The organism is Pleomorphochaeta caudata (assembly GCF_055395745.1).
This window is the reverse complement of record NZ_AP042458.1, coordinates 422,467-435,098: the sequence shown is the minus strand read 5'-3', so window position 1 is coordinate 435,098 and position 12,632 is coordinate 422,467. Positions and strand designations below refer to the sequence as shown.

The window sequence follows — 12,632 nt, the reverse complement described above, 5'->3', positions numbered from 1 at the left end:
GAGAACTCCTAATTGTCTTTAGATATTACATTTACCTGTTGTGAATCAAATACTGTGTTTTGACCTTCAACAATAAAATTATAATTTGAGAATTTATCAGGTACTCTAAATATTTCATTATTTTCTTGATCTGATGATATAAATTTACTATCTAAGAAATGTGCTTTTTTATCACTTTCATCATAATAGTACAAGGATCCATCAAGCTTCTTAGCTTCTTGACTTAATACATATACATTATCAATTTTATCGTAAGTAATTGTAGCAAGAGTATACATACCTGGTCTAAAGTATGTTAAGTCTCCAATTAATTTTGCTTTAACTATGAATACTTTTGATTCTGGTTGGATATATGGATCTATGGATAATAATTTTGCTTTAGCAGTAGCTTCTGATTGAGGTCTACTTAGGTTTATTGTCAACATATCCTTATTTTTAATAAAAATGTCATAATATTTTTCAGGAACTTGAATATTAACTATTTGAGAATCAAGATTTGCTATTACGGCTAATGGATTAGGAGCCGCTGCGACATTACCTACTGATTGAGGGGCAAGAAGAATTGTACCACTTACTGGGGCCTTAACACTTGCATAGCCTAATTGAACTTTAGCCAGTTCTAATTGAGCTTTTGCTGCATTATATTTCGCTTTTATCTCATCATAATTTTGAGCACTTGTTGCATTTTTTTTGTATAAAGCTTCGACTCTTTCAAAGGTTTTTTCATAAGCATCAAAAGCTGCCTGAGCTTGTAAAACTTGTTGTTCAAAAGGTATAGGATCAATTTGTGCGATTATTTGATCTTTTTCAATATATTCTCCAACTTTTATATTATAACTTTTTATTGTACCTTGAACAAAAGGTATGACGGCTATTGTATCGTTTGCTTCAATATAAGTTGGGAAAGTAACTTGTTTTTCAATCGTATCAATGTGTGGTTTTTCAATTTTAACTGTTGGCTTTGGAGCAATATATACTATTTCTTCTTTATTTGAAATTTGATAATTTACAAAATAAACTAATGAGCCTAAAAGGATAAATAAAATTAAATACCTAAGTATTATCTTAAAAACTTTACTTTTTTTCTTATTGTTTTTTGTCCCCATAATTCTACCTCAATGTTTGATTCAAGGAAAAATTATTAATAAAAAAAGTAATTAGCAAGTATTTTTTTTGGACAATTATACACATCTGGGTAAAAAAATATTTAATTTTTGGACAGATTTAGTTATTTGGGTAAAAAAAATAATAAAAACAACTCAATTAAATAATATTTTTATATAAAAAAGGATTTCTAGTATCCAAGATGGGTTAAGAATTTGTTTACAGTTTCTTTATATTTTTTGTAATCAGTTACAACGCTTTGAGCATGTTTTGCACCATCAATTAAACAAAGCATCTTAAAACCTTTATGTGCATCAAATAACTCTTGAGCCATTTTTGGAGGAGTAAATAAATCGGCTTTTCCGTGTATAAATAGCATTGGTATTTCACATTTTTTTAATATTGGTCTTAAATCCATATCTCCCCAATGTTGGTTATATTTATTTTTAGCATGGTTTTCTACAAGATTGTAAAATGATCTTGGTAATTTCATTTGTTGCTTCATTTGATAGACTAATTCATCTCTGGTATATGAGTAGCCACAATCTTCAATTACAAAATTTATTTTGTCTTCTCTTATTGTTGTTACATACATAGAGGTAAAAGCTCCTAGAGATTCCCCATGAAGACCTAGAATTATATCATTACCAAATTTTTCATATACTTTATCTATTATTTGAGCTAAATCTTTATATTCTCTTTCACCCATTTCGATAATGCCATTATGTTTATTCATTCCATGATTTCTTAAATCATATAAGTATATGTTGTAATTGTTTTCTCTAAAGATATCGATGTATTTAACTCCACCTAATCTTGAATATCTAAATCCATGAGTAAAAATTATATATTTGTTAGATTCTTTTGGAGCTTTAATAAAAGTGCCATGAATAAGATAATTATCATCAAGAGTAAAATCTAAATCTGATTTCTCTAAATTATCATAATCATTCCATTGTTCATATTGGTTTTCAATTTCTTTTGTTTCTTCCCAACTTCTTGCTTTGGGTTTACATACTTTATTTGTTGCAATAGTTATTGTTAATTGTGCTAATAATAAAATTATGATGATTATTGATATAATAATTAATAAAATCATATTAATTGCTTCCTTTTTTTATTGAGTTAACTATATTGTTCATGGATATTTTCATAGCCTTTGTATAGGTAATATCTTCATCAATGTATTTCATAACTAAGGACATGGCTTCTTTCATTAAATTTATAGTATAGGGGAGACTCCAATACTCATAAAGACCTTGTTTTTTCCCCTCAATTAAGAGTTTCTCTACTAAGTCCCATTCTTCTCTATATCTTTGATTAATTTTTTTAGCTAGATGGGGATAATAGTTTTCAATATCTTTTGCTTTATCCATTTTTATTTTATCTTCTCTAGTAAAATTAGTTGTTAATATTAATCTTAATTTTGAATCAATATCTAAATCTGATTTATAGATTTCATGTTGTTTTATATGAACTTCATTAAAACTTTCATCAATTATATAGGTAATTAAGGCTTCTTTTGATGAGAAATATTTGTAGAGAGTTTTTTTGCTTATTTTAAGGTTTTTAGATAGAGTCTCCATAGAAAATTTATAACCAGAAATATTGAATAGGTTTATGGTTTCATTGATTATCAAATCTTTCATTGTACAAATCCTTATGGAAACTCAAAAGTGGTATTACAGTTTCCATTTTATTATATAACCCCTATATTCGCAAGTTTTATTTTTTTATTTGATTATTCTAGAAAGATTAAATCTAACAAATCTTTACCACTTTGTGTCTTAAAGATATTGTTTTTTACCGAGGGTAGAATTTCTTTAGATAAATTATCTTCATAAATATTTACAATAATATCTGCTTCTACAAGAATTTGATAATCTAATCCGTTGATATTATCGTATGTGTGATGATGAGATACTACATAGCTAACTCTATCAGCAATTGCTTTTGAGAAACCACAATCGAGTACTAAATTTTTAGAAGGCTCTTTACCTAGTTTTTCTTGTAATTTTCCATTGGTATTTGCATATTTTTCTTCAGCAAATTTTATTCCAATGTCATGAACATATCCTAGAATAGAAATTAAAGTTTTTGTATCTTCATCAACATTCTCTTTTTCCGCAATTAATGTTGCAAATGCTTGAACTTTAATTAAATGATTGATTCTCCTTGGATCTCCTTTGTAAAATTCAATCATTTTATCTCGAACTTGTTTAATGCTCATTTAATTTTACTCCTTGCTTGTTATAATATTATCATTAATAACAATATAAAATGCAACAATTAAAACCAAAAAAGGTTATTAAGTTTATTTAGAAATTAATTTTTTATTTAATTTTATAGTTTTCTAAAGCATGTATTTGGTTTACAACAAAATTATGGATAGGAGTATCAATATTTATTTTTTTAGCTGTTTTTATTACATAGCCGCTTATAGTATCGACTTCTGTTTTTCTACTATTTCTAATATCAGCACAAATAGAAGTAATACCATCTTTAGAATTTTCTATTACATTTAATACTCTTTCAATTTCCTTATTATAATCAGCATTAAGTCCTAGATTTTGTGCTACTAAAACAGCTTCTTTTAGAAGTTCTTTGACAAGGTATAATGCATTTTTTGATTCACCAAGATATCCACTTTCACATTTTAGTAAGGCTGTTGTTGCACTTAAGGAAGTGTTTATAAAGATTTTATTCCAGATTAATTGGTTTATATTTTCATAAATATATGTTTTAAATCCCCCTAAATCAAAGGCTTCTTTTATAGCATTTAGTTTGTCTATCTCTTTAGAATTATAAAATCCAATATTTGTTTTTCCTATTCCATTTCTAGCAATATGGGCTGTAGCAACTCTTTTACCACCATCTTCTGTGGTTCCTATTATTATTTTATCTTCACTTACATAATTCTTAATTAAATCTTGATGTCCTCCACCATTTTGAAGAGTTAAAATATAGGTGTTTTTATCAATAAGGTTTTTATTTTGTTCTAAAGCTTCTTTTGAATCAGTGGATTTTACAAATAGAATTATTAATTCAACTTGACCAATAGTAGTAGAGTCAACATATGCTTTTGGATAGTATGTATTTGTTAATCCATCTTCATCAATTTTTAATCCTTTAGAGTTTATTAAATCAACAATATCTTGATGACGGCCAATAAGGGAGACCTCATTTGCTTTGGATAATTTTCCTGCATAAATTGATCCCATTGAACCAGCTCCTATAATTGCAATTTTCATAATAATCTCCTTATTTGTATTAATATAAATTAATTATAGCATTGATTTATATTCTATAAAATAAAACCTCTAAAGCAAAACTTGTTATTAACTTTTAGCTTTAGAGGATGTGTATAATTTTTTTAATTTTTATTTTATGATTTTTAGAGAGCAAAAGCATCTTTTGCTGAGTTTTTATCAATAAATAAATTCCAGTCTTTATGTGTTTTTAATATTGTTGCAGGAACAGTATTTGTAACAGGATTTTGTAGAGTAGCTTTTATTGCTTGAGCTTTTACAGCATGAGGTACACAAGTAACAATAGCTTTACAGGATAGGATTTGCTTTACACACATTGTAATAGCTTGTTTTGGAACATCATTTACAGTTTCAAACCAACCCTCCCCAACTTGTTGTTTTTTGCATTTGTCATCTAAATCAACAACTTTATAAGCTAAATCTGTATCAAAATCTGCTGGTGGATCATTGAATGCAATATGACCATTTTCGCCAATACCAATTACACCAACATCTACAGGTTTTTCTCTTAATTTAACTGTTAATTCTTTGATGTTTTCTTCAATGTTTCCTTCTCCATTAACAAAATATGCTGCTTCTAAATTAACCTTTGAAACGAATCTTTCTTTTAAATATTTTCTAAAGGAAGCAATGTGTGATTCATTTAAATCAACATATTCATCTAAATGGAACATTGTTACTTTGCTCCAATCTACATCTTGTTTGATTAATGCTTCAATAGTATCAAATTGAGATGCACCAGTTGATAATACAATTCTTGCATAACCTTGTTTTTCAATTGCTTTGTTAATTTTATCAGCAATAACAATTGCGGCTTTTTCACCTAGTTCTTTAGAACTTTCGCTAACTGAGATGTTCATAACTCTTATTTTACCTCTTTACCTAATATGTATATTTTTTGGATATTAATATTTTCATCAAAGATAATTAAATCGGCATCTAAACCTATTTTTATATTACCTTTTGATTTATCTATTTTCATAAATTTTGCTGGATTTTCACTCATCATTTGCACTGCTTTTTCAATTGGTAAATTAGCTTGTTGTACCATAGTTCTAACTAATCTATCAGTTGTAGCTACACTACCTGCAAAACAAGTTTTATCCATTGTTTTTGCTATTCCGTCTTCTATAAAGACTTTTAAGCCATCTTTTTTATTTCCTAATATAGATGGACCTTCAGCTTCACCAGCTCCTCTCATACTGTCAGTTATTAGACAAATTTTACTATTGTCTTTTGTTTTTATAATTAATTGTAATAATTCTGGTGGGAGGTGTTTCCCATCTGCAATTAATTCAACACTTAATTGATCAAATAGATAGGCTGATTCAACTAGACCTAATACTCTAAAACCACCTTTTCTTGTAATTGTGGACATTCCAGAATATAAATGTGTTACATGAGAATATCCATGCTTGATAGCTTCTTTAACTTGAGAGTATGTTGCATCACTATGGCCCATTGATAAATGAATGTTTTTAGAAGCTAAAAAGTCTCCACTTAAATAACCGCCTTCTAATTCAGGAGCTATGCTCCATCTTTTAATTATATCCTTACCTTTTTCCCAAATTGTTTTTACGTTATCTAATGTAGGTAATTGCATAATATTGGGGTCTTGAGCTCCACATTGTTTAGGAGAAAAAAAAGGCCCTTCTAGATGCAATCCTAAAAAATTAGGGATGATTTCATTTGTATTAATAGCTTTTCTATAATTGTCAAAAAATGTGAATAATGATGAATTATCGCTTGTCATTGAAGTAGGGTAAATTGAAGTTGTCCCATGTTTTAAATGCAGTTGTGCAGCTTTAATTATACTAATATCGTCTCCATCCATAAAATCATAACCACCACCACCGTGGCAGTGTAAATCTATAAAGCCAGAAGATAGGTAATTGTTCTTACAATCAACCTCTTCATAGTTAAGTTTTTTATCTTTTATATAGTTTAAACATTCTTCTTTTGTTCCAATAAAAATGATTTTTGAATCATCAATTAATAAGGAATTTTTTGTTAAAATTTCACCTGAAGAAATGATTTTTGCCCTAAAAAAAAGTCTTATCATTTTGAACCTCTTAGGACATATAATTTACCTAAAAAGAAATTTTGTCAAGTACTAATTTCTTATATGATAAGGAAATAAAAACTCTTGACAAATAAATTTTTATGATTCATACTAGTAATAGTAAACGTTAACGTTAGCGTTTAATTTTTTTTACAAGGATTTGGGATGAAAAATAAAACTGTTACACTTAAAGATGTATCTTTGGAAACTGGATACTCATTAATTTCTGTGCATAGAGCTGTCCATGGAAAAGAGGGCGTTAGTAAAAAAGCTCGTGAAGAAATTTTAAAAGCTGTTAAAGAAATGGGTTATGAAGTTAACTATGCTGCCTCATCCTTGAAGAGAAAAACTTTAAACATTGCTTTTGTTAGTGCAACTTCTAGAAATAAAGAAGATTATTATGAGCATGTTATAAGAGGCTGTAAAAAAAGTATAAAAGAATTTTCAAATTTAAATTTTAATGTTTCTTTTTTCTTGTATGACATTAATAAAAATGCAGAACAAAACGAATTAGATGTTTTAGATGAAATTTTTAACGATGATGTAATCTTTGATGGTATTGTTGTTCTTCCCATTACTACTTCAGAAAAAATGAAATATGCAATAGAAAAATTAATAATTAAAGGTTCTTCTGTTGTGTTATTAGATAACGATTTTCCAACATTAAATCGATTGTGTTATGTTGCTTCTAAAAGTTTTGTAACTGGGCAATTAGCTGGGGAATTGATTGATATTATGAATTTAAATACTGGAAAAATTGTTGTTGCTGCTGGTGAGAAAGATTCTAGAGTTCATTTAGAAAACTTAGAAGGATTTAAAGAATATTTAAATAAAGAAAATAATAATTTTGAATATATAGATGTTTTTAATGATCCCACAAAAGATACACAAAAAGAAATAGAAAAAATATTAGATGCTAACGATGATGTGGTTGCAATGTATTCGATTAGAGAAACAAATACAATTGATTTATGCAATGCTGTCATTAATAAAAACTTAGTTGGCAAAATTAAATTGATAGGAAGTGATTTAATTCCTATTAATAGGCAAATGCTAAAAGATGGGGTATTAACTGCTATCGTAAATAAAGAACCTTTTGAAAGAGGGTATTATTCAATTAAAGCGTTAGTTGATTTCTTAGTTAAAAAAAATAAAACAAACAAAGATTATAAAACAATTCAGACAATGGTTGTATTAAGAAGTAATTTAAAATTTTATGAATGTCGTTATAAAGACGATTGTTCTAATTAGGAGTGAAAAATGAAAAAGTTAATGGTGGTACTTATCGTTTGTTTAATCGGATCTTTTGCGTTTGCAAGTGGGACACAAGAAAGTAGTGGTGAAAAAGTTTTAAAGTTTAAATTGGCAGAAAACCAACCTGCAAAGAATCCAATTTCTGAAGGTATGATGATGTTTGCTGATTTAGTAAAAGAAAAAACTAATGGAAGTGTAGAAATTGAAGTTTATACTGATGCTCAATTAGGTGATGAAGTTTCAACTATAGCTCAAATCGAAGCTGGAACATTAGATTTTGCAAGAGTTAATACTTCTGCTTTAGCATCCACTGCTGATGAAGTTGGTGTATTTACATTACCATATGTATTTATTAATCAAACTCATAAATATAAAGTATTAGATGGTAAACCAGGTCAAGATGTTATTAAAGCTTTAGAAAAATATAACATGATTGGTTTAAGATATTGGGAAGCAGGTTCTAGATGTTTCTATACCACTGATACTCCAATTAAATCTGTTGCTGATATGGCTGGATTAAAAATTAGAGTTCAACAAAATGAAGTTGCAATGAAAATGGTTGAATTATTAGGTGCAAAAGCAACTCCAATGGCTTATGGTGAAGTATTCCAAGGTCTTCAAACTGGTGTTGTAGATGGTGCTGAAAATGACTATGTATCATATTATACTTCAGGTCATTATGAAGTAGCTAAAAACTATTCAGTAGATGCTCATATGGCTCCTCCTGCAATTGTTTTATGTAGCAAAAATGCTTGGAATAAAATGAATGCAGAACAACAACAAGCAGTAAAAGACGCAGCTGAAGAAGCTTCAATTTGGCAAAGAAAAGCAATGAATGATTATCAAGATGTTTCTAAACAAGCAGCAATTGATAGTGGATGTACAATTTATGAAGTAGATACAACAGAATTCCAAGCTGCAGTATCTGAAATTTATGATATGTATCCACAATACAGTGATATTCTTCAAGAAATTAAAGATTTACAATAATCAGATAATAATTGCCAATATGTTATCATATTGGCAATTTATAAAAGGTATAACATGAAAAAAATTAGGTTTTATTTAGAAAAACTAGTTAATATTGAAAAATGGTTTTGTGTAATTTCTCTAACTATTATGTTAGCAATTAATTTTATGCAAGTTTTAATGAGATATGTTTTTAATGCTCCTTTTGCTTGGTCAGAAGAAATAATACTAGTGCTTTTGGTTTGGTTTGGCTTTTTCTGCATGTCAATTGATATTTTTTATGATTCTCATATTTCTTTAACAGGAATTTATAATCATTTAAATAAAAAGGGAAAGAAAATTTTAAATATTTTTAAACATTTTTTATTGTCTGCTTTCTTTTTTTATATGGTTGTTTATGGCAAGCAATTATTAGCAATTTCTATGAGAAAAAAATTACCGGCTTCTCATATATCACAAGGATTTCAGTTTGCCCCAATGATGATTGGTGGATTTATAATGTTAGTTTTTAGTTTAATCAATTTAGCTTCTGTAATAACTAATACAAAAATAGAATCTAGAGAGGAGAATGAGTAAATGAGTCCTGAATATGTAGCTATGATTATCCTTTTTGGATCATTAATTTTATTAATGCTTTTAAGTATGCCGATTGCTTTTTCTTTAGGTGTTTCTGCATTAGTTACTGCAATATATTTACAAATCCCATTTTTTAATTTATTTCAAAAAATGAGTGTTGGTTTATCAAGTTTTGTTTTTATGGCCGTTCCATTTTTTATTATGATGGCGCAAATAATGAGTGATGGTCAAATTACTGATAGGTTGATGAACTTTTGTAAGATTATTGTAGGACGTGTTAGAGGTGGAACAGCTATAGTTAATATATTGGTAAGTATGTTATTCGGTGGTATTTCTGGTTCTTCTTCAGCTGATGTTGCTTCAATTGGATCTATGATTATTCCTGCTATGAAAGATGAAGGATATGATTCTGGATATGCAGTTGCTGTTACAGTAACTTCTTCTGTACAAGGGGTTATAATTCCTCCAAGTCAAAATATGATTTTCTATGTAGTAGCTGCCGCTAGTGGTTTATCAATTAGTAAATTATTTGTTGCAGGATATGTCCCTGGAATTTTACTTGGTATTTCTTTATTAATCCCGACTGTTGTTATAGCAAAGAAAAGAAATTATCCAGTAAGTCCAAAATTAGGTGCAAAAGAAAGTCTAAGAGTTGTTGCTCAAGCATTAATTGGATTAGGAGCAATTGTTGTAGTAATTGGTGGTATTGTTGGAGGTATTTTCTCTGCAACTGAAGCCGCTGGTATTGCTGCTGTTTATGCACTTTTTGTTACTACATTTATTTATAAAAATATGAGTTTCAAATTGTTTATAAAAGGTGTAATAAAAACATTACCTGCTTTATCAACAGTAATGGCAATTATCGCAACCTCAAGTGCTTTTAGTTATGTTTTATCATATTTAAAAGTACCACAAAGATTGACTATGGTTTTATTATCTATAACAGATAATAGTAGTATTTTAATGTTGTTAATTATTTTACTATTATTAGTTTTAGGCTGTTTTATGGATATGGGGATTTTAATTTTATTATTAACACCAATTTTATTTCCTGTTGCTACAGGCATCGGTTATGATCCATATCAATTTGGAATTATTTTAGTTCTAAGTTTAGGTGTTGGTTTATGTACTCCACCAGTTGGTACATCTCTTTTCTTAGGGTGTTCAATAGGTAAAGTTCCTGTAGAATCTGTAATAAAAGATTTCTTACCATTTTATCTATCTATGATCTTTATGTTGTTGCTGATTACCTTTATACCAGCTATATCACTTTGGTTACCATCTTTAATTTCAACAGTTTAAAAATTATAGAAAGAAAAAACTTATGAAAAAATATGACAAAATTATAAAAAAAACTATTAATGATGTTATGAATCTTTCTATTCAAAGATCATTTATAGAAAACAGATTAGATGGATGGGTTGATATGAAAATCAATCCATCATCTTTAGAAGATATCTATTATAAAAATATTTGGTGTGCTAAAGAAAAAATTTATTCTTGGATTCAAGGTAGAGCTTTAGAAACCATAAGCGAATACATAAAAAATATAGAATATACAAAAATAGATAAAATTTTGCTAATTGAATTTGGTGATAGTTTATATAGTAATTTAATCTCTATTGTGAAAGATGCCGATTATATTAATAATAAGAAAACTATAAAATTTGTTTTTGATATTAATGGATCAAAATATAATACTTTTAACTATCCAACAATATCAGATATGTTTGTTATTAGAGGTCTTTTAAGTTATGCAAGTATTAGAGAATTTGTTGATGATTATGATATTTTGAAAAATAAGCTAAGAAATATAATTGAAGTTTCAATAAATGGTAGTTTAATAAACGATCAAATTAGTTTTGATAATGGTGATACAATTAATTATTTTGAAGATAGAGTGGGTATTGAAGGAAGTATGTTAGCTTTAGGTGCTAGTCAGATTCTTTATGATAATTCAAAAAATATAAATGATTTATTATTTGGATATTACTCAATTAGAAATATAATAAGCTTATTTTCAATGGAATTAAGGGATAAGTGTTTTATAATTGATTATATAGATTTGTATAATAAGCCAATTGCTAATGATACACAGTTAATAAATAATCCAGGTCATTGTATAGAAATAATTGGATTAGCTTTACAATTTATTAGAATTAATAAAGAAATTTTAGTTAACAATTCTATTAATATAGATTCTTGTATTGATACTTTAATTAAGATGGGATTGTCTCATTTTAGTGTTGGAAGAAATCTAAATAATACAATAAATTTAAAAGTTAATCTTATTGATAATAATATTGTTAATAACTGTTGCCCTTGGTGGAGTAGTTTTGAAGCTTTAAGAATGTTTAGTGAAATTTATTATTTAAATAAAGATGTAAAGATTCTAGAAAAAATTGAAGCTCAATTAGCTTGTATAAATGAAATTTATTTAAAAGATTTAGACACTTTTGTTCCAATTCAAAATGTTGATAGCACTGGGCAAATCATAGATAAAATACCAGCAACCCCAGATATAGATATGGGGTATCATACAAGTATTCCTTCTTTTGATTTCATAAAGATTTTTGATTCAATTATCTAAAGCAGTAATTTTTATTTCAGGATTTTTTGTTAATAAGATATTTTTTTCATCCTGAGATAAATTATCTGTTATAAAGATATCAATGTTATTCCAGTTACAAATCTTAAACATTGAAGATTTATTGCCTTTAGAACTATCTGCAATAAAACAAACTTTTTGAGAGGCTTCAAGCATTAATTGTTTTGTTTGACCTTCAACTATATTAGAGTTAGATATTCCTTTTTGAATATCAAAGTTTGTTGCACCCATAAAATATATATCTACATTAAAAGATTCTAGGATAGCTTTTCCAAAGTTACCAATAGAGGATTGGCTTGCTCTTCTAATAACTCCACCAATCATAATTATCTCAATATTTGTATAATTCATTAGTGCATGTACCACAGGAAGGCTATTGGTTAGTACCGTAATATTTTTATTTTGTAAATATTTAGCTAAAAATGCATTTGTCGAACCAGCATCAATTATGATGGTATCACCATCCTTTACTAAGGATGCTGCTTCTTTTGCAATTTCTTCTTTTTCTTTGGTATGCTCATGTATTGTATTTGAAAAATTTCTTGCAAGTGTTTCATCTTCAGAGAGAACCGCCCCGCCATGAGTTCTAATTATTAAACCTCTTTTTTCTAAGTTTGTTAAATCATTTCTTATTGTAGCTGGGGTTACTTCAAGTTTTTGTGCTAAATCATTTACTTCTATACTTCTGTTATTAATTAATTCAGAAATAATCTTTTGTTTTCTTAAATATGAATTTGAAATATGCATCTTCTCTCCAATTTGAGTTTATAGGTAGAACGTGTGTTCTACC

At 27.7% G+C, this 12,632-nt stretch carries 13 protein-coding genes; 5 read left to right on the top strand and 8 right to left on the bottom strand.

The features are described from left to right. Positions 1-8: 8 nt before the first annotated feature. From ACZ5RS_RS02045 to nagA, 7 genes are all read right to left on the bottom strand, one after another. Positions 9-1,106, bottom strand: a complete 1,098-nt coding sequence (locus ACZ5RS_RS02045) for an efflux RND transporter periplasmic adaptor subunit (RefSeq protein WP_464637212.1) — start codon at positions 1,104-1,106, stop codon at positions 9-11. Positions 1,107-1,294: 188 nt separating this feature from the next. Beyond that, positions 1,295-2,203, bottom strand: coding sequence for an alpha/beta hydrolase (locus tag ACZ5RS_RS02040; protein ID WP_464637211.1), 909 nt, complete (start codon positions 2,201-2,203; stop codon positions 1,295-1,297). 1 nt (position 2,204) lies between these two features. Beyond that, positions 2,205-2,753, bottom strand: a complete 549-nt coding sequence (locus ACZ5RS_RS02035; RefSeq protein ID WP_464637210.1) for a TetR/AcrR family transcriptional regulator — start codon at positions 2,751-2,753, stop codon at positions 2,205-2,207. Between the two features lie 92 nt (positions 2,754-2,845). Next, the gene (locus tag ACZ5RS_RS02030; RefSeq protein ID WP_464637209.1) at positions 2,846-3,334 is read right to left on the bottom strand and encodes an HD domain-containing protein; all 489 of its coding nucleotides are present in this window, start codon (positions 3,332-3,334) and stop codon (positions 2,846-2,848) included. A 103-nt stretch (positions 3,335-3,437) separates the two neighbouring features. After that, the gene (locus ACZ5RS_RS02025; protein ID WP_464637208.1) at positions 3,438-4,355 is read right to left on the bottom strand and encodes a ketopantoate reductase family protein; all 918 of its coding nucleotides are present in this window, start codon (positions 4,353-4,355) and stop codon (positions 3,438-3,440) included. 143 nt (positions 4,356-4,498) lie between these two features. After that, positions 4,499-5,233 carry a glucosamine-6-phosphate deaminase gene (locus ACZ5RS_RS02020; protein ID WP_464637207.1) on the bottom strand — a complete coding sequence of 245 codons (735 nt, stop codon included), beginning with the start codon at positions 5,231-5,233 and terminating at the stop codon, positions 4,499-4,501. Positions 5,234-5,238: 5 nt separating this feature from the next. Further along, positions 5,239-6,435 carry an N-acetylglucosamine-6-phosphate deacetylase gene (gene nagA, locus ACZ5RS_RS02015; RefSeq protein ID WP_464637206.1) on the bottom strand — a complete coding sequence of 399 codons (1,197 nt, stop codon included), beginning with the start codon at positions 6,433-6,435 and terminating at the stop codon, positions 5,239-5,241. Positions 6,436-6,600: 165 nt separating this feature from the next. Here nagA and ACZ5RS_RS02010 point away from each other — a divergent pair, with 165 nt between their 5' ends. The 5 genes from ACZ5RS_RS02010 to ACZ5RS_RS01990 are packed head-to-tail and all read left to right on the top strand — an operon-like array spanning position 6,601 to position 11,824. Further along, on the top strand, positions 6,601-7,686 hold the full coding sequence (locus tag ACZ5RS_RS02010; protein ID WP_464637205.1) for a substrate-binding domain-containing protein: 1,086 nt from the start codon (positions 6,601-6,603) through the stop codon (positions 7,684-7,686). Between the two features lie 9 nt (positions 7,687-7,695). After that, entirely contained in the window at positions 7,696-8,679 is a 984-nt protein-coding gene (locus ACZ5RS_RS02005; protein WP_464637204.1) for a TRAP transporter substrate-binding protein, read from the top strand. Positions 8,680-8,733: 54 nt separating this feature from the next. Next, positions 8,734-9,234, top strand: coding sequence for a TRAP transporter small permease (locus ACZ5RS_RS02000; protein ID WP_464637203.1), 501 nt, complete (start codon positions 8,734-8,736; stop codon positions 9,232-9,234). Next, positions 9,235-10,536, top strand: a complete 1,302-nt coding sequence (locus tag ACZ5RS_RS01995; protein ID WP_464637202.1) for a TRAP transporter large permease — start codon at positions 9,235-9,237, stop codon at positions 10,534-10,536. It begins immediately after the preceding gene. A gap of 22 nt (positions 10,537-10,558) precedes the next feature. After that, positions 10,559-11,824 (top strand): hypothetical protein, encoded by a 1,266-nt coding sequence (locus ACZ5RS_RS01990; RefSeq protein ID WP_464637201.1) that lies wholly within the window; start codon positions 10,559-10,561, stop codon positions 11,822-11,824. On the opposite strand, the gene ACZ5RS_RS01985 is transcribed toward ACZ5RS_RS01990, so the two are convergent. Next, positions 11,813-12,589, bottom strand: a complete 777-nt coding sequence (locus ACZ5RS_RS01985) for a DeoR/GlpR family DNA-binding transcription regulator (protein ID WP_464637200.1) — start codon at positions 12,587-12,589, stop codon at positions 11,813-11,815. The genes ACZ5RS_RS01990 and ACZ5RS_RS01985 overlap by 12 nt on opposite strands. Positions 12,590-12,632: the final 43 nt, after the last annotated feature.

What these genes read in the sequence shown, in the direction of transcription:
- nagA (WP_464637206.1), bottom strand. Translation starts at nt 6,435, where the DNA reads ATGATAAGACTTTTTTTTAGGGCAAAAATCATTTCTTCAGGTGAAATT.
- ACZ5RS_RS02000 (WP_464637203.1), top strand. Translation starts at nt 8,734, where the DNA reads ATGAAAAAAATTAGGTTTTATTTAGAAAAACTAGTTAATATTGAAAAA.
- ACZ5RS_RS02020 (WP_464637207.1), bottom strand. Translation starts at nt 5,233, where the DNA reads ATGAACATCTCAGTTAGCGAAAGTTCTAAAGAACTAGGTGAAAAAGCC.
- ACZ5RS_RS01985 (WP_464637200.1), bottom strand. Translation starts at nt 12,589, where the DNA reads ATGCATATTTCAAATTCATATTTAAGAAAACAAAAGATTATTTCTGAA.
- ACZ5RS_RS02010 (WP_464637205.1), top strand. Translation starts at nt 6,601, where the DNA reads ATGAAAAATAAAACTGTTACACTTAAAGATGTATCTTTGGAAACTGGA.
- ACZ5RS_RS02005 (WP_464637204.1), top strand. Translation starts at nt 7,696, where the DNA reads ATGAAAAAGTTAATGGTGGTACTTATCGTTTGTTTAATCGGATCTTTT.
- ACZ5RS_RS02025 (WP_464637208.1), bottom strand. Translation starts at nt 4,355, where the DNA reads ATGAAAATTGCAATTATAGGAGCTGGTTCAATGGGATCAATTTATGCA.
- ACZ5RS_RS01995 (WP_464637202.1), top strand. Translation starts at nt 9,235, where the DNA reads ATGAGTCCTGAATATGTAGCTATGATTATCCTTTTTGGATCATTAATT.
- ACZ5RS_RS02045 (WP_464637212.1), bottom strand. Translation starts at nt 1,106, where the DNA reads ATGGGGACAAAAAACAATAAGAAAAAAAGTAAAGTTTTTAAGATAATA.
- ACZ5RS_RS01990 (WP_464637201.1), top strand. Translation starts at nt 10,559, where the DNA reads ATGAAAAAATATGACAAAATTATAAAAAAAACTATTAATGATGTTATG.
- ACZ5RS_RS02030 (WP_464637209.1), bottom strand. Translation starts at nt 3,334, where the DNA reads ATGAGCATTAAACAAGTTCGAGATAAAATGATTGAATTTTACAAAGGA.
- ACZ5RS_RS02040 (WP_464637211.1), bottom strand. Translation starts at nt 2,203, where the DNA reads ATGATTTTATTAATTATTATATCAATAATCATCATAATTTTATTATTA.
- ACZ5RS_RS02035 (WP_464637210.1), bottom strand. Translation starts at nt 2,753, where the DNA reads ATGAAAGATTTGATAATCAATGAAACCATAAACCTATTCAATATTTCT.